The organism is Hyalangium ruber (assembly GCF_034259325.1).
Taxonomy (GTDB): domain Bacteria; phylum Myxococcota; class Myxococcia; order Myxococcales; family Myxococcaceae; genus Hyalangium_A; species Hyalangium_A rubrum.
This window is the reverse complement of the sequence record NZ_JAXIVS010000001.1, coordinates 949,896-969,596: the sequence shown is the minus strand read 5'-3', so window position 1 is coordinate 969,596 and position 19,701 is coordinate 949,896. Positions and strand designations below refer to the sequence as shown.

The following is a 19,701-nucleotide window of genomic DNA, read 5'->3' as shown; positions in this document are numbered from 1 at the left end:
GCGAAGGCATTACCGGGGGAGAAGGGGAGTCAGAGGTCAGAAGCTGTCGTCGGCCAGGAACTTCTCACAAGTCTGGGTCTCGGTGGGAAACTCCTCGGCGGAGCCGTACTTGAGGAAGTTCTTGCAGGCGATGGTGGCCGCGTCCTTCTTCTGGGCCTCCTTGTAGATCTCGAAGAGGCCGTAATGGCAGGGCGCGTACTTGCCATCCAGGCGCAGGCACTTCTTGTAGGTGCGCTCCTCCTCGGCCACCAGCCCTTGGCCGTTGTACTGCTTGCCCAGGACGTAGAGGGAGGGGGCGGTGTTCTCCGCCGTCTGCGTGTCCTTCAGCTCCTTGAGGGCCGAGTCCGTCAGGGCCGCCTTGCGCTGGGCGATGGCCAGGTTGTTGAGGCACTGGGGGTTCTTCGGGTCCAGGTTCACGCAGGAGCCGAAGGCATCCTTCGCCTCGGTGAAGCGGCTGAGCTCCATCAGGGTGGCGCCGTAGTCGTGCCAGAAGGTGGGCACGTCCGGCGAGAGCTGCACCGCGCGGGCGATGTGCTCGGCGGCTTCCTCGTACTTGCCCTGCTCGTAGGCGATGGCGCCCAGGCTGTGGTGCGCGTCGGCGATGTTGGGGTTCACCGCGATGATGGTGTTGAACTCCTTGCGGGCCTCCGGAATCTTGTCCAGCTTCATGTAGGTGAGGGCCAGGTTGTAGCGGGCCTCGAGGTAGTCCGGGTTCACCTTCAGGGCGCGCTGGAAGTTGTCGTGCGCCTTCCCGTAGGAGCCCTCCTGCAGGTAGATGAAGCCCAGGTTCTGGTAGGCCTGGGCCTGCTCCTGGTTGTAGCGCAGCGCCTTGATGAAGAGGTTCTTGGCCTCGTCCATCTTCCCGTACTTGAGCTTGATGAGGCCCTTGTTCACCCACAGGTCCGCGTACTGGGGCGAGAACTCCAGGCCCAGGTCGCAGTAGACCTCGGCGCGCTCCAGATCATTGATGGAGAGCTGCTGGGCGCACAGCTCGTTGTTGAGGAGCGCGCGCTCGTGTGGGGCGGGGGTGGACAGACAGCCGATGGCGGTGACCAGGGGCAGGGTACAGAGGAGACGGACAAGACGCATGGCCGGGGGAGTGTAGGGGAGGCCCCACGGGGGGATCAATTCCCCTGGGGATGAAATCCAAGCTGTTTTCCAAGGGTTACGCCGCTAGAGTCCGCCCCACCATGCGTACGCTCTTCTGTGCCCTTGGTCTCACCGTGGCCCTGCTGTGGGCCGCCCCCGCTCACGCCCAGTTCGCCAACCGCAGCTTGGGCCTGTCGCTGGGGTACATGGACTTCAACCGCACCGCCGGCCTGGAAGGAGGCTTCTTCCTGGGACTCGACGCCAGCCTCTATATCGAGGGCGGCTTCGACCTCGTGTCCCTGACGAAGATCACCTTCCCCAAGGATCCGGCCACCGGCAAGCGGGTGGTGGGCCTGGCCCCCTCCATCGGCATCCGCTACCTCTTCCTGGAGGAGTCGTTCCGGCCCTTCGCGGGCTCGGACATCAGCTACCTGTTCGTGCTCCGGGAGGGCACCACCGGGCAGTATGTGGGCATCGGCCCCAACGTCGGCTTCGAGTACTTCGTGAGCGACTCGGTGAGCCTGGGCCTGCGAGGGCAGTACAACATCTACATCGCCCTCAACGAGGACACGCAGAACTCGTTGACGTTCGGCGCCACCGCGGCGGCCTACTTCTAGGCGCCGGCGATCGCGCGGGACCGGGCTCCCGGCAGCTTTCGCTTCGAGCCCGGCGGCGGCAGCAGCGCGGCGGCCACCAGCAGCGTCCACTTCTCGTCCGAGAGGTGGGCGGGCTTCGTCATGGCCAGCACCTCCTGGAGCCGGGTGCCGAGCGCGGAGAAGAGCTGGAGGCGGGCCTCCAGGCGCAGCTCCTCGCGGCGCAGGGCGGCCGAGAGCACCACTTCGCGCTCCTCGGTGGAGAGCTTCTTCACCCGGGCGACGAAGAGCGGGTCCGCCAGGAGCCCCTCTTCTCCGGAGGTGCCCAGCGCGGAGGGCACCTTCAGCCGGCGCTCGCGCACGACGATGGTGCCCGCGAGCATGTCTCCCAGCCGCTGGTGTGAGCGGGAGACCAGTGCGGTGATGCCGCCCACCAGGTACAGCAGCGGCAGCCTGTCCACCGGGCGGGCGAGGTTGCGCAGCGCCGCATGGTAGAAGCCGATGCGCACGCCGCTCTCCTGGATGACGCGCAGGTTCATCACCCGCTTGCCCACCGTCTGCCCGCTCCAGGCCGTCTCCAGGGTGATGGCGTAGCCCCAGTCCACCAGGAAGTAGACGACGATGCTCAGCGCGCTGGCGACGCCGGGGAAGAAGGCCATCACCAGGTTGAGGACGATGAGCACCGCCGAGGTGCCGAAGATGACGATGAGCGCGTCCAGCAACCAGGCGAGGAAGCGCGAGTAGATGCCCGCAAGGGTGAAGCGGAACTCCACGTACTCGGGGGTAAGGACGGTGTGGTTTCCGTCCAGGAGCGTGTCGGAGGCGGGCGTCACCCCCCCAGTCTAGGCCAGACTGCCCCGCGAGCGGGTGAGCGTCATTGTGGGAAAGTCCGCGCGCTGGGTTAATCTGAGGCTCTCCTCATCGTGGCAGAGTCCGAGTCCTCCTGGGGCCAGCGCCTATGGCCCGCGGCGACCTTCCAGTTCGCCCTCATCGCCGGTGTGACGCAGCTGAAAACGGCTGCCAACGCCCTGGTCCTGTCACGCTTCGAGTCCCAGGCCCTGCCCTACCTGTACCTGGTGGGCGCGCTGCTGACGGCGGCGCTCACGGTGCTGCCCCGCCGGAAGGCGAGCTCGTTCACCGAGTCGCCCGGCATGCTCACCGCCGTGGGCGGAGTCATCGCCCTGGGCCTGGCCGCCGGCGTGTCCGCGGGCCAGCGCATCCCCGCGATCGCGCTCTACCTGTTCGCGGATGCCTTCACGACATTCGTCTCCCTGCGTTTCTGGGGGCGGATGTCCGCGGCCTTCGATGCCCGCGAGTCCCGGCGCGCCTTCACCGCCCTCAATGGCTTTGGCATGGGCGGCGGCATCGTCGGCGGGCTGCTCGTGCAGGCCATGGCCGTGCGGCTGGGTACCCCCATGGTGGTGGCCAGCGGCGCCCTGGGCCTGCTCGTGGCGGGCATCGTCTTCCGCTACCACACGGGCACGGTGTCGGCGGCGCCTCGTTCCCGGCACGCAGCGACGACGGCGGCGCCTTGGCTCTACTTCGCCCAGAGCCCCTATGCGCAGGTGCTGGGCGCGCTGGGCGTCGCCTTCGCCGTGCTGTCGGCCTTCGTGGACTACCTGTTCCGCCTGCGCGTGGAGGGCACCCTCAGCGAGGACGGGCTGGCGGCGCTGTTCGGCTCGCTGCAGCTGTGGATCGGCCTGTTCTGCGTGGGCTTCCAGCTCGTGCTGGCGCAGCGGCTGCTGGGGCGGCTGGGGCTGCTCAGCTACCTGGCGCTGGTGCCGCTGGTGCTCGCGCCGCTGGCGGGCGCCACGCTCGTCACCCCGGACCTGTGGCCCGTCTACCTGCTGCGGCTGGTGGAGACGGCGGTGAGCTACTCCATCCTCCCCGTGGGCATCCAGCTGCTCTACGCGGCGGTGCAGGATGAGCAGCGCGAGGCGGTGCGCAGCGCGGTGGATGGGCTGCTGCGCAAGGCGGGCGTGGTGCTCGCCGGCGTGCTGCTGATTGGCGCGGGCCGGGCGGCCACCGGTACCACCATGGCCGTGGCGGTGGTGGGGTTGTGCATGGCGCTGGGCGTGCTGCTCCTGCGCCTCAAGCCCGCGTACGTGGAGGCGCTCGAGGAGCAGGTGGGCGCCCCCGTCGAGGAAGAGGTGGTGGTGGGCGGCGCCACGCAGAAGCTGCTCGTGGAGGCGCTGGGGGCCAGCGCTCCGGAGCGCGTGCTGCGCGCGGTGGACATGATGTCCCAGGGCGAGGTGCCTCTGCGGCAGCACCTGCCCGCGCTGCTGAGCCACCCGAACGAGCGCGTGGTGGAGCGCGGTGTGGAGCTGGCGCTGGAGCTGGGCGCCTACGAGACGGCGCCCACCCTGGAGCGGCTGGTGGAGACGGGGCCCCGGCGCCCGAGAGACCAGGCCGTGTGGGCCCTGGCGCGCCTGTCGCCGGAGCGCGCCGAGCGTCTGCTTCCGGCCCTGCTGGAGCACCCGGACGTGGGGCTGCGCTGCGCGGCCATCGGGGCGCTCATGCACACCCAGGTCAACAGCGCGGCCACCGCCTCGCTCAGCGCGCTGCTGGCCCGGGGCGCCCAGTCTCCCGTGGCCGAGCGCCGCGAGGTGGCCCGGCTGCTCGGGCGGCTGAAGGACGCGCGCTTCGCCTCGGCGCTGGCGCGCTACTTCTCCGACGCGGACTCCTCCGTGCGGCGCGTGGCCATCCAGGCGGCGGGCGTGGGCGGCTACCTGGAGCTGGCGCCCCGGCTGCTGACGTTCCTCACCTGGCGCGAGGAGCGGCGCCGGGCGCGCGAGGCGCTCGCGGAGCTGGGCGATCGGGTGATGCCCCTGCTGGAGGTGACGCTCAACAACCGCTCGGCCCCGCTGGCCATGCGGCTGCAACTGCCGCGCGTGCTGCGGCTCATCGGCACCTCGGATGCGCTGCACGCCTTCCTCTTCTCCAACGTGCGTGACGATGCCTTCCTGCAGTTCCGCCTCGGCGCGGAGATGTCGCGCCTGCGGGACGAGCACCCGGAGCACCCGGTGGATGCCTCGCGCGTGCGAGAGGCCATCGAGCGGCGGCATGACACCTACCGCGAGCTGGTGGAGGCCTACCGGGACCTGCGCGCGGCCCTGGGGGACACCTCGCTGCTGACGCGGGCGGTGGGAGACCGGCTGGACCAGGCGCTGGAGCTGTCCTTCTTCCTGCTGGGGCTGCTCTACACGCCGCAGACGATGCGGCGCGTCCACCAGCACCTGGTGGGCACGGACGTGCGCCGTAAGGCCTACGCGCTGGAGTTGATGGAGAACCTCGTCGCCGAGCAGGACCGCGAGCGGGTGCTGGAGCAGGTGGAGGCCCACCACCGCGAGCTGCCCCTGGGCGCGGCGGGGCGGCTGGAGTCCCACCTGGAGGGGCTCATCCAGAGCGAGGACGGGGTGCTGCGCGCCTGTGCGCGGCACGTGGCCCGGCGCCAGAGCTCCCTGGTCGTGCCGCCCCCGCAGGAGAACGACATGAGTGAAGCGACCGTACAGAAGATGTTCGCCTTGGAGGGCGTGAGCGTCTTCTCCCAGAGCGATGTGGACGACATCGCGGCGGTGGCGGCGGTGGCCCGCGAGGTCCGCTTCCGCGCCGGCGAGCGCATCTACAGCCAGGGAGACCCCGGAGACGCCCTCTACGTCATCGTCGAGGGCTCGGTGGACCACTTCCGCGACGAAGAGCACGTGATGCGGAACCAGGCCAAGGAGACCTTCGGCGACGTGAGCCTGCTGGATGGAGCGCCGCGCCCCACCGACGTCGTCGCGGTGGAGGACACGCGCGTGCTCGTCATCGACCGGCGTGACTTCCTCGATCTGCTCGCCGACCGCCCGGAGCTGCTCACTGGCTTCTTCCGCGCGGTGAGCCAGCAGATCCGCACCCTCATCGACCTGCCGTCATCCCGGCAGAGCGGGGAGCTGCTCGAGTCGGCGCCGGCCCCAGCGCCGGCTCCCGCGGAGAACGCGCTCACGACCACGAGCACCCAGGAAGTGCTGCTGCCCTCGAAGCGCTGAGCGCAGGGCCTCAGGCCGCGGAGGCGGTGGTCGGCGCGGGGGCTTCCACGGGGGAAGCCGGAGTGCTGGCGGCCCGGTGTGCCACGAGCAGGTGCGCGGCCGCCACGGGGATGAGCGGGCGCAGGAAGCACTTCACCAGGGGCAGCATCGCCAGCGCCCGCACGAGCGCGAGCCCGGCGAAGGCCCAGGGCTGCTTCTCCACCTCGATCGCGGGCGAGAAGACGGACAGGGTGCGCCGCTCCCAGAACCTGCCGTAGCCCTGCAGCGTCTCCCAGCGGAAGCCGGGCATGCGCGTGGTGAGCCATGTCCAGGCGCGCAGGAACCAGGGCGGGCGCCCGGAGGTGCTCTCCCAGGCCCGGGCGCTCTTGCCCGCCGTGAACACCACCAGCCAGTACGCGCTCCACACGGGGATGAACACGGCGAGCAGGTTCTGCACGGAGCACAGCGGCGCGGCCAGCAGCAGGAGCACGGGCAGCCCCGCCGCGAAGACCACGAAGCCCCGGATGCGGCGGGAGACCTTCTTCTGCATCCACGTCACGTCGAGGCGCACCCGGGGGGTGAGCGGCTCGTCCTCCGGCTCCACCGCCGTGAGCAGGCTCGCATCCCGCGAGATGGCGTCGTGATAGTCGCGCGACAGGGCGATGACCACCCACTGGACGATCTGCATCGTCGCGAACAGCGCCGCCCACAGCTGGAGCTGGCGGGCGAAGAACCCGAGCCTCTCCTGGGGCTTCTTCACTACCGCGGCGGCCGGGGGTTTCGGTGGAGCCTCGGCGGGCGAGGTGTCCTCATCGATGACGACCTTGATCTCGGGAGTGGAGATTCCCGCCGCGGCGAGCTCCTCTCGGACCTGGCGTACGGCCTCCTGGGCTTCCCGCCTCGACTGCCGCTGGAGGCGGGCCTGCGCGGGTTTCTCGATGGCCTCCGCCGGAGCCTCTTCCGGCCCCAAGTCCAGGTCCACCCTGTCGAAGGCCGAGCGCTTGAAGAAGAAGACCAGCCCGAGGATGACCAGGCACTGGATGATGGCCACCCGCCTGTAGCGCCGCCACGCCACCGCATCCGTGCGCAAGGCACGCGCGATGTGGAACGGCAGGCTGAGCCCATGGAAGAACTGCCGCACCGGGTTCCCCGGAGGGGGCGTCTGCCGCAGCTGGAAGTGTGTCGCGCCACTGCGCACATGACCCCACACGGAGTGAGCCCAGGTCTCACCGCGGGTGGCGTCCTTCGCTCTCTGCTCCGACTGCTCCGACACGCCCCGAACGGTACCACAGGCCCGGAGGTCCACTGGGAACCTGCCTGCCTGCTGGAAGTGTGCTAGAGGCGCGCCCGTGAGCCCGATCTCTTTCCGAGCCTTCGTTCGTCGTGAGTCTTCCTCCCTGAACGCCCCGGGGGGCACCTGGCGTCGCCGCGCCGCGGGCACCCTGGCGTTCGCGCTTCTCGGAGGCCTCGCCGCCTGCGAGAAGAGCACTCCTCCGGCCCCGCCGCCGCCCACGCAGACGGCCGAGACCGATGCCGGCCCCAAGCCCGCCGCGGGTCCTCAGACGGTGACGCTGCTCATCACCGGCGGTGTGGGTGGCAAGCTCTTCGCCGAGGGCGAGGGCGAGACCAAGGGTGGCGCGGCGGAGGCGCTGGGCCGCTGGGTCGCCGAGGAGAAGCACTGTGCCGGTCCGGTGTACCCGGACGGCAAGGGCGCCTGCCCGGAGGCCTCCACGCTGGTGCTCGGCACGGGTGACCACTGGAACGGCCCGGCCATCTCGTCCTTCTTCGTCGGCGAGACGACCTCGGCGGTGATGGCGAACATGGGCTATGCCGCCTCGGCCCTGGGCAACCACGAGCTGAACTTCGGGCGGGAGCAGTTCCTGCGCAACGCCAGCGCGGGCAAGTTCCCCTTCCTCGCCGCCAACCTGAAGGTGAAGGACGCGGCGCTCGCCAAGGACATGGAGCTGCCGGCCTTCAAGGTCTTCGACCGCAAGGGCCTCAAGGTGGGCGTGGTGGGGCTCACCTCGCCCAAGACGGTGACGGCCGCCATGTCCGGCCGCGTCGAGGGGCTCGAGATGGTGGGCACCGAGGAGGCCCTCGCCAGCGCCGTGCCGCAGGCCCGCTCGGCCGGCGCGGACGTGGTGGTGGTGCTCGCGGACATGTGCCCCACCGAGCTGCAGCCGACGGTGGAGAAGCACCCGGAGTGGAAGCTGGCGCTGGTGGCCGGTGGCCGCTGCCCGCAGCCGCTGGACACCAAGGCGGGTGACACGGCGCTCATCTCCCTGGAGCGCGGCTTCGACAAGTACCTGCGTGCGCAGATCACCTTCGAGCCGGCCAAGCCCGCGGGCGAGAAGGTGACGAAGGTGGAGACCTCGTTGGTCGAGGTGAAGGGCGGCGCGGGCGCTCCGGCGCCGGACGCGAACACGGTGCAGCTCATCAGCCAGTTCAAGACGGAGCTCGACAAGCGCCTGGGCGAGCAGATCGGCTTCACCAAGGCCGGCATCAAGCAGGACTCGCCGGAGATGGCGCGCTGGGTGGCGGGCGGCATGCGCGAGCGGCTGGGCGTGGACGCGGTGGTGATCAACCGCAAGGGCATCCGTCAGGGGCTGCCGGCGGGCCCCATCACCCTGGGGAGCATCTACTCGGTGCTGCCCTTCGAGAACTCGCTGCTGCAGGTGAAGCTGAAGGGCTCGGACCTGGCGACGCAGCTGGCCAAGCCCGAGGCGCTCGTGTCGGGCTTCACCTCGGCGGGCAAGAACAAGTTCAAGGACGCCAAGGGCAAGCCGCTGGACCCCAAGCGCGAGTACAACGTGGCGACGGTCGAGTACATCTACTTCGGCGGTGATGGCTTCGAGTTCGAGAAGCTGGCGCCGGAGCCTGTGGAGACGGGCATGGCCTGGCAGACGCCGGTCATCGAGTGGACGCGGGAGCAGACCTCCACCGAGCAGAAGCCGCTCGAGAAGTCGCTGCCCAAGTAGTCCGCGCGCCCGGTCGGCTCGGGCTGAAAAGCACAGGGGCGGGACCCGGAACCAGGGCCCGCCCCTTTTTCATGCCCGAAGGCCCGGCGTCAGAACGCGGTGCCGTTGGTGCGCGTGCCGGGCGAGGCGGTACGCGTCGACAGGGTGGTGTGAAGGACAAAGGCGCCGGAGGCCGAGGCGTCGGGGCCGCGGTTGAGCGACACCCCGTCCGTGGACGCCTGCGAGCCGGTGTAGGCGTACGAGGTGACGGTCTTCTTCGACGCGTTCTTGAGGGACACCGTGTCACCGGTGTTGTTCAGCGAGAGCACGCCGGTGGAGGCCGACATGGCATTGGTCAGGCCACTGGGGATGGCCGAGCCGCTGGCGAACACCACCAGGGCCTTGCCGGGCGCCAGGGTGGTGCCGGTGGGGAAGGTGTGCCGCGCCGCGGCCCCGTCCCAGAGTTTCCAGCCGCTGAGGTCGACGGACGTGCCGCCCACGTTCACCAACTCGACGAACTCACCGCCCTCGTCGGAGCCTGGCTCGTTGGCGAGGATCTCGTTGAGGATGACCTGGCCTGGGCCGGAGGCGGTGACGGTGAAGACGCCGTCGCTGGTATCCATCGGCGTGCCGTTCTGGGCATCCGAGGCCCGGATGCGTGCCTGGGTGGAGGCGGTGTTGGGCAGCGTCCACGTGTAGCTGCCCGTGGAGGCGGCCACGCTGCTGGCGATGACGGTCCAGGAGCCGCCGTTGAAGAGCGTGTACTCGAGCTTCACGTTGGACACGTTGCTGGAACTCCAGGTGATGGCCTTGCTGCTGCCGCCGCTCCAGCTCTCGCCGCCATTGGGCGAGGTCAGGGTGAGGAAAGTGGCGGGCGGGGCGGAGGTGGTGGCCGAGGCGGTGTTGCTGACGGGGGACTCGTTGCCCGCGGCATCGAGCGCGGACACCTGGTACCAGTAGGTGGTGCTGCTGGAGAGGCCCAGATCCGCGAAGCCCGGGGTGCCGGAGGTGCCGGCCGGAGCGAAGCTGCTGCCGTTGGTGCTGCGGTAGACCCGGTAGCCCGTCACCCCTACGTTGTCCGTGGCTGCGCTCCAGGACAGATCGATCTCGGAGAAGGAGGCGGCGCTCGCCACCAGCGCGCTTGGCGCGGTGGGCGCTTCGGTGTCGGGGGTGCCACCCTTGGAGAGATAGGTGGTGGAGGTGTTGGCCTGGGACACGGTGAAGCTGCTGCCGTTCGCGCTGGTGAGCGCGATGTGGCCCAGCTTCTGGTTGATGGAGGGATCCTCGGTCATCCACACGGCCGAGCCCACATCAGCGAGCCGGGCCAGGCACTCCGGGGTGGGGTGCCCGTAGGTGTTGCCGATGCCCACGGAGATGAAGGAGACGGTGGGCAGCAGGGTGGCGAGGAAGGGGGCGTTGGAGGAGTACTTCGAGCCGTGGTGGTGAACCTTGTAGAGCTCGACTTCCCCCACCCGGGGCGCCATCCCCGTCTCGATATCGGGCGTGGCGCCCGTGAGGTCTCCGCCCACGAGCGCGTCGAAGGCGCCATAGGAGATCTTCACCGCCACCGACTTGGAGTTCTCATCGCTGTGGGTGCTGCCCGAGTTGACGACCTCCAGCGTCACTTCGTTACAGAGCGAGAAGGTCTGCCCCAGGCTGGCGGTGTGGCGCCGGGCCCCGAAGTGGGTGGCGTACTCGTCATAGGCGCCGGAGGAGTAGGTGCCGCCATGGTCATACACGGCGTCGATGGGGACCGCGTCGGTGCCCACGTCCACCTCGTCGATGCCGCCCATATGGTCGGCGTGCAGGTGTGAGACGAAGACCATCTGCAGGCGGGTGACGCCGATCGACTTGAGGTAGGCCTTGATGGTGGTGCCCGAGCCGGTGGGACCGCCGTCGAACAGCACGGCGCAGCCACTGGGAGCCACGAGCACCGCTGAGTCCCCCTGGCCGATGTCGATCGTGGTGAAGCGCAGGTTCTGCGCCAGCGCCAGCGTGGGAAGGAGGGCCAGACAACAGACCAGGGGCGCCAGGGATAGCCGCGGTGAACGCATGCGCTCGACTCCATTTTCGAGGGGGATGCAAACGTTCTACGGAACTGTATTTAGGGGATCAATTCGGTTTACTCGAATTCTCAGAAAATGAAAAAATCCCAGACAAGGGGTTGAAAAGAACAGGGGCGGGACCCGGAGTCAGGGCCCGCCCCTTTTTCATGCCCGAAGGCCCAGCATCAGAACGCGGCGCCGCTGGTGCGCGCGCCGGGCGAGCTGCTGCGCGGCGACAGGGTGGTGTGGAGGACGAAGGCGCCGGTGGCCGACGCGTCGGGGTTGCGGTTGATCGACACGCCGTCGACGGAGGCCTGAGCGCCGGTGTAGGTGTACGAGTCGACGAGGAGATTCTTCGCGCCGGTGCGCAGAGACACGGTGTCACCGGTGTTGTTCAGCGAGAGCACGCCGGTGGAGGCGCCCATGGCGTTGGTCATGCCGCTGGGGATGGCCGTGCTGCTGGCGAACACCACCAGGGCCTTGCCGGGTGCCAGGAGGGTGCCGGTGGGGAAGGTGTGCCGCGCCGCTGCTCCGTCCCAGAGCGTCCAGCCGGCGAGGTCCACGGTGACTCCGCCCGCGTTCACCAGCTCGATGAACTCACTGCCCGTGCTGGAGCCCGGCTCGTTGGCGAGGATTTCGTTGATGATGACCTGGCTCGGGCGGGAGGCGGTGAGGGTGAAGACGTTGTCGCTGGTATCCACCGGAATGCCGTTCTGGGCATCCGAGACCCGGATGCGCACCCGGGCGGAGTCGGTGTTGGGCAGCGTCCACGTGTAGCTGCCCGTGGAGGCGGCCACGCTGCTGGCGATGACGGTCCAGGGGCCGCTGTTGAAGAGCGTGTACTCGATCTTCACGTTGGACACGCTGCTCGAGCTCCAGGTGATGTTCTGGCGGCTGCCGCCCTTCCAGATCTCTCCGCCATTGGGCGAGGTGAGGGTGAGGTGGAGGCCGGGCTCGGCGGGAGTGGTGGCCGAGGCGGTGTTGCTGACGGGGGACTCGTTGCCCGCCTCGTCGAGTGCGGACACCTGGTACCAGTAGGGGGTGTTGCTGGAGAGCCCCAGGTCGGCGAAGCCCAGGGTGCTGGAGGTACCGGCCTGAGAGAAGCTGCTCCCGTTGTCACTGCGATAGACCCGGTAGCCCGTCACACCCTTGTTGTCGGTGGAGGCGCTCCAGGACAGATCGATCTCGGAGAAGGAGGCGGCGCTCGCCACCAGTGAGCCCGGCGCGGTGGGGGCCTGGGTGTCGGGGGTCTTGGAGGGATAGGTGGTGGAGACGCTGCCCTGCGACACGGTGAAGCTGCTGCCGTCCGCGCTGGTCAGCGCGATGTGGCCCAGCTTCTGGTTGATGGAGGGATCCTCGGTCATCCACACGGCCGAGCCCACATCAGCGAGCCGGGCCAGGCACTCCGGGGTGGGGTGCCCGTAGGTGTTGCCGATGCCCACGGAGATGAAGGAGACGGTGGGCAGCAGGGCGGCGAGGAAGGGGGCGTTGGAGGAGTACTTCGAGCCGTGGTGATGGACCTTGTAGAGCTCGACTTCCCCCACCCGGGGAGCCAGCACCGCCTCGATATCGGGCGAGATGCCCGTGAGGTCCCCGCCCACCAGCGCATCGAAGGAGCCATAGGAGATCTTCACCGCCACCGACTTGGAGTTCTCATCGCTGTGGGTGCTGCCCGAGTTGACGACCTTCAGCGTCACTTCGTTACAGAGCGAGAAGGTCTGTCCCAGGCTGGCGGTTTGGCGCCGGGCCCCGAAGTGGGCGACGTACTCGTCATAGGCGCCGGAGTCGTAGGTGCCGCCGTGGTCGTACACGGCGTCGATGGGCACCGCGTCCGTGCCCACGTCCACCTCATCGATGCCGCCCATGTGGTCGGCATGCATGTGCGAGACGAAGACCATCTGGAGGCGGGTGACGCCGATCGACTTGAGGTAGGTCTTGATCGTCCTCCCCGAGCCGGTGGGGCCACCGTCGAACAGCACGGCGCAGCCGCTAGGGGCCACGAGCACCGCTGAGTCCCCCTGGCCGATGTCGATCGTGGTGAAGCGCAGGTTCTGCGCCAGCGCCAGCGTGGGAAGGAGGGCCAGACAACAGATCAAGGGGACCAGGGATGGCCGCGGTGAACGCATGCGCTCGACTCCAGGTTGGGGGTGCAAGTGTTGTAGGTGCCCGGCCTTTCGAGCGTCAAATCGGGTCAGGCAAAACCTGGAGGGGATGAACTAGAGTCGCTCCCATGGAAGTGGCCGAGTTCATCGAGTCGCGGCGCCCCCGGTGGGAGAAGCTGGAGAACCTGCTCGACAAGGCCGAGGCCGGAGGCCTGCGGGCGCTCAGCCTGGAGGAGGCTCGCTCGCTCGGGAAGATGTACCGGGCCGTCTCCAGCGATTTACTCTGGGTGCGCTCGCGCAGCGGCTCGGCGGACGTGAGCGCCTACCTCAATGACTTGGTCGGCCGCGCCTACGCGATCACCTACCCAGGCAAGCGGCCTCGCATGGCGGACGTGTGGGGCTTCGTGGCGCGCGGCTTCCCGGCGCTGATGCGGCGCGAGTGGCGCATGTACATCGCCTCGCTGCTGATGTTCATGGCCGGCACCGGCTTCGGCTACCTGGGCATGGTGATGGACCCGGACGCCGCGCACTACCTGGTGCCCGAGGAGCACCTGAAGCTCGACCCCGTCGAGCGCGCCCAGGACGAGGCGGCGGGCGATGGCATGTCCGTGGGCCAGCAGGCGAACTTCTCCGCGTTCCTGTTCACCCACAACATCCAGGTGGCCTTCCTGGCGTTCGCGCTGGGCATCACCGTGGGCATCGGCACCGCGTTGATGCTGTTCGTCAACGGGCTGTTCCTGGGCGCGCTGGCCCAGGTCTACACCGCCAAGGGAATGGCCGGCTGGTTCTGGGCGTGGATCCTCCCGCACGGCATTCCGGAGATCACCGCCATCTGCATCGCGGGCGCGGCGGGGCTGGTGATCGCCCGAGGCATGGCGGCGCCCAAGGGGCTGCCCCGGGGCATGGCGCTGCGGCAGGAGGCGGTGACGGCGGTGAAGCTGCTGTTCGGCACGCTGGCGCTGTTCGTGCTCGCCGGCTTCATCGAGGGCACCGTGTCGCAGATCCACCCGCCCAAGCTGTCGGTGGCCTTCAAGGTGTCCTTCGCCCTGGCGGTGGGCACGGGCGTCTACGCGTACCTGTGCTCGGACTTCCTGCGCGCGCGGCGCGAGGAGGCGGCGGTAGCGGCTACAGCACTCCGCGCGCCTTGATGTCGAGGTAGCGGTTCACGGCGGCCAGGCTCAGCTCGTCGGGCAGCACGTCGATCATCTGCACCCCGCCCATGCTCACCCGGGCCTTGAGCGTCTCGCGGTCCGAGAGCAGCTCGGAGGCCACCGCCTGCTGGAAGGCCTCCTCCGGGCCGGGCGGCGGCTTGCGCAGCAGGCCCAGCAGCGCCGTGTCCTTCACCGACAGGCACAGCGGCACGTGGCGACGCGCCAGCCGCCGCAGCGGGTCGATCATCGTGGAGGCCTGCTCCTCGTCCAGGAAGTCCGTGAAGACGCACAGGAGGCTGCGCCGGTTCAGCCGGATGTTCAGCTCCTTGAAGAGCGCCAGGTAGTCCACGTAGGTGAGGCTCGGGGTGGCCGAGTAGAGCGTGTCGATGATCTTCCGGTACTGCCCGCGCCCGGCCTCCGGGGGCAGGTACGCCTTCACCCCATCGGCGAACACGGCTAGGCCCACCCGGTCCCCGTTGCGCACGGCGACGAAGGCCAGGAAGAGCGCCGCGTTCACCGCGTGGTCCAGCTTGGTCAGCCCGTCCACCTGCGCGGCCATGGAGCGGCCCGCATCGACACATATAAGGATGGACTGGGAGCGCTCGGACTCCATCACCCGGGTGACGGGCTTGCTGCGGCGGGCGGTGGCCTTCCAGTCGACGTCGCGCACCGAGTCGCCCTGGGCGTAGTCGCGCAGGCGGGCGAACTCGCTGCCCCGTCCGTCCCGGCGAAGCTGCCGCAGGCCCAGGTTCACCAGGTCCAACGCCGCGCCGGACAGCAGCAGCCGGGTGGCGCCGCGCAGGTCCGGGAACACCGCCGCGTTCTCCTGGGCGGGGAAGGTGCGCTCCTGGAACACGAGCCCCAGCGGGCCTCGCACCCGCACGTGGATATCGCCGAAGCTGAACTTGCCCCGCTTGGAGGGCGTCACCCGGTACACCCAGCGCGTCTCACTCTGCGGCGCGAGGGTGAGCGGGGCCTCCTCCGGCGAGGCGGTGAAGGCCTCCGGCACGTCATCCTTCACGCGCACCTTCACGGCCTGGTTGGAGCGGTGCAGCAGCTGCAGCTCCACCCGGTTGGGCGCGCCCACCGAGAGCTTCTGGGGCAGGAGCCGATGCACCTCCAGCCGCACCCGGCGCGCCAGCGCGAAGTCCACCGCGGCCAGCCCCACCACCAGCACGTCCAGCGCCAGCACCAGGCCGCCGAGCCCGGGCTTGAAGCCCGCCACCATCATTGGAATGGCCAGTGTGGCGAGCAACGCCCACAGGCGCGTGGTGGGAATCACCGAGGAACCTCGACGGATTGCACCACCTCCCGCAGCACGTCCCCCGGGGTGGCGCCGTCCAGCTCCGCGTCCGGCGACAGCAGCAGCCGGTGCTTGAGCACGGGGCCCGCCAGGAAGCGGATGTCATCCGGCGTGACGAAGTTACGGCCCCGCAGCGCCGCCAGCGCCTTGGCCGCCAGCAGCAGGTGGACGCCCGCGCGCGGGCCCGCACCCAGACGGATGCGCGTGGAGGTGCGCGTGGCCGACACCAGCTTGCGGATGTAGCCGAGCACCGGCGGCTCCACCGTCACCTCATTGAGGGCTGCTCGCGCGCTCATCAGCCCGTCCTTCGCCACCGCCGCGCCCACGCCGGCGCGCGCCAGGTCTCCCGCGTCGAAGCCCCGGTGCACCGAGGCGAGGATGGCGTCCTCCTCCTCGGGGGCGGGGTAGCCCACCTCGATCTTGAAGAGGAAGCGGTCCAGCTGCGCCTCGGGCAGCGGGTAGGTGCCCTCGGACTCCACCGGGTTCTGCGTGGCGAACACCGTGAACAGCGGCGAGAGGACGATGTGGCGGCCCTCCAGCGACACGCTGCGCTCCTGCATCGCCTCCAGCAGCGCCGACTGCGTCTTGGCCGGGGCGCGGTTGATCTCATCGGCCAGCAGCAGGTCCGTGAAGATGGGGCCGCGCACCAGCACGAACGACTGTGTCTTCAGGTCGAACACGCTGGTGCCCAGGATGTCCGAGGGCATCAGGTCCGGGGTGAACTGGATGCGCTTGAAGTCCGCGCTCACGCTGCGCGCCAGCGCCTTGGCCATCAGCGTCTTGGCCACGCCGGGCACGCCCTCCAGCAGCACGTGGCCGCCGGCGATGAGGCCGCAGAGCATCAGCTCCAGCGCCTCATCCTGGCCGACGACGGCCTTGCGCACCTCGTTCAGCACGCCCTCGCGGATGGTGTTGGCGGCCTGCACTGCGTTGCCTTGGCCGGTCATGGCGAAGGAAGGGGCGGGGACGGGGGGGGCGTTCATGACTCCTCGACGGGGGTGACGGTGGGCGCGCGCTGGGGCCCGGTGGGATGGATGCGGTTGCGCAGCTCGGCGGCGCGGGAGGCCAGCTGCTGGAGTTCCTTGTCGCTGGCGATCTCCTCGGAGCGCCGAGCGATGGCGCGCAGGCCCTGGGAGAGATCCTCCCGGCCCCGCGCGGTGAGCCCCTCGGCGACGGAGGAGGGCGCCGAGTGCGCGGGCAGGCCGGCGTACAGGGCCAGCTCCTGCGTGAGCCCCTTGGAGATGAGGCCGGCGGCGAAGGAGTGGTGGCGGCCCTCGCGGTAGAGGCGGCTCATGGCGAACAGGGCATCGGTGGCGCCCACGCGCACTGCTTCGGGGGGCGGGCGTGGGCGGCCGAAGCGCTTGAGCGCCACGGCCCACAGGGCCACGCCCAGCAGCAGCTGCGCCACGGCGAAGTGCAGGCCATAGCGCCGCGCGAAGTCCACCACCGAGCGCTCGTTGGTGAAGCCGTGGTGGAACTCGCTGAACTCGTAGGGGCCGGGGCCCAGGGCGTTCAGGGCGCTCAGCCAGAACTGCGCGTTGTCGGCGCGCGCCAGCGCCTGGTTCATCGCCAGCTCCGGCGCGCCCACCACCAGCACCTTGCCCAGGCCGTAGGGAACCACCGCCGCCACCGGGCGCTCGAGCTGTGCGTCCTCCAGCAAGAGCACCGCGTCGTTGGGCAGCGTCAGGTAGGCCTGCACCTTGGCCTCCACGCGCTCCACGCCCAGGGTGTACGGCGTGGGCTGCGGCGGCACCAGCGTGCGCATCTGCAGCGAGATGTCCGCCTTGGCGAGCTTCACCTGCAGGGCATCGAGCAGCGGGTTCTCCTTCGAGCCCCAGGGGACGTAGACGAGGGTGTGCCCCGCCTTCACGTACTCGAGCAGCTTCTCGCGCTCGTCCTTCGTCAGCTCGGCGGCGTGCAGGGCGTTGAGGCCCTCGTGCGGCACCTCCTCGTCCTCCAGCTTGGAGTCCTTCTCGGAGGCCAGCAGCGTCTCGTCCAGGTCATCCTCGCGGCTGCCCTCTACCTCCACCGCCAGCAGGAGCACCGTGGCGGTGGACTCCTCGTCGAGGAGCTGCAGGTCCGCGGCGCGCCGGGTGACGGGCAGACCGCTCTCCTCGGCCAGCACGAAGAGGGCGCGTGCCCCGTCCTGCGCGGCGCGGTAGGTGGAGAGGGTGTCGGCGAAGCCACCGCGCGAGGCTCCTCGCAGCAGGAAGCTGCCGAGGATGACGGTCATCACCAGGCCGCCGACGACCAGCAGGGGGAAACGGTCACGCACCGGCGGCCTCCTGGGGCGCGGGCGCCGAGAGCATGGGCTGGGTGAGGGCGCGGAAGTCGCGGTAGCCGTCGGCGCCCACGGGCAGGTTGCCGTACCAGGCGAAGTCGAAGCGGCGCGTCAGCTCCCGGAAGGGGGGCAGCCAGTCGCGGCGGCCCTTGAAGTTGCGCAGGTAGTCCCAGTTGCTCAGCGTCGAGTCATAGAGGATGGCGCCATCGCGGTGCAGCCGCGATAGCAGCGCCAGGTAGAGGCTGCGCACCGCCTCGCGGTACTCGCCCCGGGCGGCCAGCTCGTCGGCCAGGTGGGCCCAGCCCTCGGGAGGGCGCGACAGGGCGCTCAGCGGATCCTGAGAGAGCGCGGAGGACTGCAGCGTGCTCACCTCCAGCTGGGCGCCCTCGTCCTGCTCCCGCTTGCCCAGGGCGCGCAGCAGCACGGCGGCCAGCACCGCCAGCACCACGCCGATGACGATGACCACCAGCGCGTTGGCCGCGCTCGCGCCGCTCACCGGCAGGGGATCCCGAGCGGGCGGCGGAGGCCTCTCCCGCTCGCGCTTGAAGAGCTCCTCCAGCCAATCCATGAAGCGCTTCCACCAGCCGGGGGGCTGCCGGGGCGTCTCTTCCTCCTGGGCCTTCTCCGGCCGGGCGGGGTCCACCGCGAACTCCGGCCGTGAGAGGATCTCCTTGGCTCGTGCGGCGGAGGCCTTGGAGTCCGCCTGGGCCTGCTCCAGCCGCGCCGTCTGCGACGCGAGCGACAGGCCCTGCCGCAGCGTCTGGGTGGCCTGCTCGCAGTCCTCGTTGTCGTAAGCCTGGCGCTCGACGGTGCGGACCATCCGCCCCAGCTTCTCCTGCTCGGCCGGGCCGAGGTGCTGGGTGGACTCCAGTGCGTCGCTCAGCTCCTCCTCGCTGTACTCACAGTCGGAGGCCACATCCCGCAGCCGCTGCTGCAACACCGAGGGAGGCACCACCTCGGCCTCCTGCGCCCGCGCCGCCGTACCGCCAAACAGGACGCACAGCAGCACGAGCGCCGCGCTCCGGGCCGCCGCGCGCCCCGTGCTCCGGTTGGGCAGCTGCTGAACGGCGGCGAGCAGATCCAGCCCCTCCTGGCGCACCCGCCCATCCACCAGCAGCAGGGTGGAGGAGGCCGCCTTGATGGGCTCGAAGAGGGTGAAGGTGACCGCGGCCAGGAACAGCAGCCAGGAGGGGTTGTCGATGGAGGTGAAGCGCTCGGCGAAGGTGAAGTCGATGGCGAGCAGCTTCCGGGCGAGCCAGAAGAAGAAGTTGGTGGCGATGTGCAGGTTGAAGAAGGTGAGCACCTGCACCAGCAGCATCATCCGCACGCCGACGGCGGTGGCGCGCGCCGGCCCGAGCAGCCGCGAGCACAGCCCATACAGCTTCATGGGGCTGCCCCGGCCCTGCACCATCACCGCGTAGCCGACGACGTGCGCGGAGAGCAGGAAGAAGGACAGGCCCAGCGAGAGGCTGAGGGTGAAGAGGTTGAAGAAGAAGAGGTAGCCCACGGCGATGATGAGGCTGGGGGCGCGGGCCAGGGCGGTGCGCAGGCTGACCAGGGCGTTGGGCTCCTTCTGGCCCAGCAGCAGCTCCTGCGTGTAGTGGCTGGCGGCGCCCTGGAAGATGCCTCGGGCGAACCACGCCAGGGTGAGCCAGAGGGTGGGCAGTCCCAAGGCCCGGTGGTGCGTCACCGCGTCGATCAGGTGGAAGAGGGCGCCGGTGACCAGGGCTCCCGCGGGCAGGGTGAGCGCCCACACGCCCGTGTTGCGCGAGCACAGCCGCAGGGCGGCATCCAGGATGGCGACGGCGCCTCGGGGGCGGAGCTCGAGCGCGGAGACGGCCATGCTAGCGATCCACCAGCTCGAGCAGCAGGCGGAGCCCCCCGTAGAAGATGCCCACGGTCATCAGCGCGAGCACCACGTTTCCCGGCGACCAGTCAGCGCGGACCGCGGGCCCCTCGAGCACCTTGAGGCGCTTCTCCAGACAGCTGGCGCAGCGGTTGATTCCCTCGAACTGCGTGGTGCATTCGCGGCAGATGACGCGCCGGCACTCGACGCAGATGCCGAGCCCCGCGCGATCCGGGTGGTAATGGCAGCGGCCCGACCCCTGGAGCATGGTCGCAGCCTACGCAATCCCGGGCAGGTTCGTCACCCCTCAACCGGGGTGGGCGGGGG

14 protein-coding genes are annotated in these 19,701 nt (G+C 69.8%); 4 read left to right on the top strand and 10 right to left on the bottom strand.

What is annotated here, in order from left to right:
• Nucleotides 1-36: 36 nt before the first annotated feature.
• A complete protein-coding gene (locus SYV04_RS03915) occupies nucleotides 37-1,089 on the bottom strand; it encodes a tetratricopeptide repeat protein (RefSeq protein WP_321544220.1) in 1,053 nt (350 codons plus the stop codon).
• Nucleotides 1,090-1,190: 101 nt separating this feature from the next.
• On the opposite strand from SYV04_RS03915, the gene SYV04_RS03910 reads away from it, so the two are divergent.
• A complete protein-coding gene (locus tag SYV04_RS03910; protein WP_321544219.1) occupies nucleotides 1,191-1,706 on the top strand; it encodes a hypothetical protein in 516 nt (171 codons plus the stop codon).
• Here the strand turns inward: SYV04_RS03910 and SYV04_RS03905 are convergent.
• Nucleotides 1,703-2,515, bottom strand: a complete 813-nt coding sequence (locus SYV04_RS03905) for an RDD family protein (RefSeq protein ID WP_321544218.1) — start codon at nucleotides 2,513-2,515, stop codon at nucleotides 1,703-1,705. The genes SYV04_RS03910 and SYV04_RS03905 overlap by 4 nt on opposite strands.
• Before the next feature lie 90 nt (nucleotides 2,516-2,605).
• Here SYV04_RS03905 and SYV04_RS03900 point away from each other — a divergent pair, with 90 nt between their 5' ends.
• Nucleotides 2,606-5,710, top strand: a complete 3,105-nt coding sequence (locus tag SYV04_RS03900) for a cyclic nucleotide-binding domain-containing protein (protein ID WP_321544217.1) — start codon at nucleotides 2,606-2,608, stop codon at nucleotides 5,708-5,710.
• Nucleotides 5,711-5,720: 10 nt separating this feature from the next.
• Here SYV04_RS03900 and SYV04_RS03895 read toward each other — a convergent pair whose 3' ends face one another.
• Nucleotides 5,721-6,899 carry a hypothetical protein gene (locus tag SYV04_RS03895; protein ID WP_321544216.1) on the bottom strand — a complete coding sequence of 393 codons (1,179 nt, stop codon included), beginning with the start codon at nucleotides 6,897-6,899 and terminating at the stop codon, nucleotides 5,721-5,723.
• A 139-nt stretch (nucleotides 6,900-7,038) separates the two neighbouring features.
• Between SYV04_RS03895 and SYV04_RS03890 the strand changes: the two genes are divergently transcribed.
• On the top strand, nucleotides 7,039-8,667 hold the full coding sequence (locus tag SYV04_RS03890) for a bifunctional metallophosphatase/5'-nucleotidase (protein WP_321544215.1): 1,629 nt from the start codon (nucleotides 7,039-7,041) through the stop codon (nucleotides 8,665-8,667).
• 89 nt (nucleotides 8,668-8,756) lie between these two features.
• Here the strand turns inward: SYV04_RS03890 and SYV04_RS03885 are convergent, their stop codons facing one another.
• On the bottom strand, nucleotides 8,757-10,700 hold the full coding sequence (locus SYV04_RS03885) for a lamin tail domain-containing protein (protein ID WP_321544214.1): 1,944 nt from the start codon (nucleotides 10,698-10,700) through the stop codon (nucleotides 8,757-8,759).
• Between the two features lie 176 nt (nucleotides 10,701-10,876).
• On the bottom strand, nucleotides 10,877-12,817 hold the full coding sequence (locus SYV04_RS03880) for a lamin tail domain-containing protein (protein WP_321544213.1): 1,941 nt from the start codon (nucleotides 12,815-12,817) through the stop codon (nucleotides 10,877-10,879).
• A gap of 104 nt (nucleotides 12,818-12,921) precedes the next feature.
• Between SYV04_RS03880 and SYV04_RS03875 the strand changes: the two genes are divergently transcribed.
• Entirely contained in the window at nucleotides 12,922-13,941 is a 1,020-nt protein-coding gene (locus SYV04_RS03875) for a stage II sporulation protein M (RefSeq protein ID WP_321544212.1), read from the top strand.
• Here SYV04_RS03875 and SYV04_RS03870 read toward each other — a convergent pair.
• The 5 genes from SYV04_RS03870 to SYV04_RS03850 are packed head-to-tail and all read right to left on the bottom strand — an operon-like array spanning nucleotide 13,919 to nucleotide 19,642.
• The gene (locus SYV04_RS03870; RefSeq protein WP_321544211.1) at nucleotides 13,919-15,226 is read right to left on the bottom strand and encodes a DUF58 domain-containing protein; all 1,308 of its coding nucleotides are present in this window, start codon (nucleotides 15,224-15,226) and stop codon (nucleotides 13,919-13,921) included. The genes SYV04_RS03875 and SYV04_RS03870 overlap by 23 nt on opposite strands.
• Nucleotides 15,223-16,230: an AAA family ATPase gene (locus tag SYV04_RS03865; RefSeq protein WP_321544210.1), complete on the bottom strand. Its 1,008-nt coding sequence runs from the start codon at nucleotides 16,228-16,230 to the stop codon at nucleotides 15,223-15,225. The genes SYV04_RS03870 and SYV04_RS03865 overlap by 4 nt, the downstream gene beginning before the upstream one ends.
• Nucleotides 16,227-17,522 carry a DUF4350 domain-containing protein gene (locus SYV04_RS03860; RefSeq protein WP_321544209.1) on the bottom strand — a complete coding sequence of 432 codons (1,296 nt, stop codon included), beginning with the start codon at nucleotides 17,520-17,522 and terminating at the stop codon, nucleotides 16,227-16,229. The genes SYV04_RS03865 and SYV04_RS03860 overlap by 4 nt, the downstream gene beginning before the upstream one ends.
• Nucleotides 17,515-19,371, bottom strand: a complete 1,857-nt coding sequence (locus tag SYV04_RS03855) for a DUF4129 domain-containing protein (RefSeq protein WP_321544208.1) — start codon at nucleotides 19,369-19,371, stop codon at nucleotides 17,515-17,517. The genes SYV04_RS03860 and SYV04_RS03855 overlap by 8 nt, the downstream gene beginning before the upstream one ends.
• Nucleotide 19,372: 1 nt before the next feature.
• Nucleotides 19,373-19,642: a hypothetical protein gene (locus SYV04_RS03850; RefSeq protein ID WP_321544207.1), complete on the bottom strand. Its 270-nt coding sequence runs from the start codon at nucleotides 19,640-19,642 to the stop codon at nucleotides 19,373-19,375.
• Between the last annotated feature and the right edge of the window lie 59 nt (nucleotides 19,643-19,701).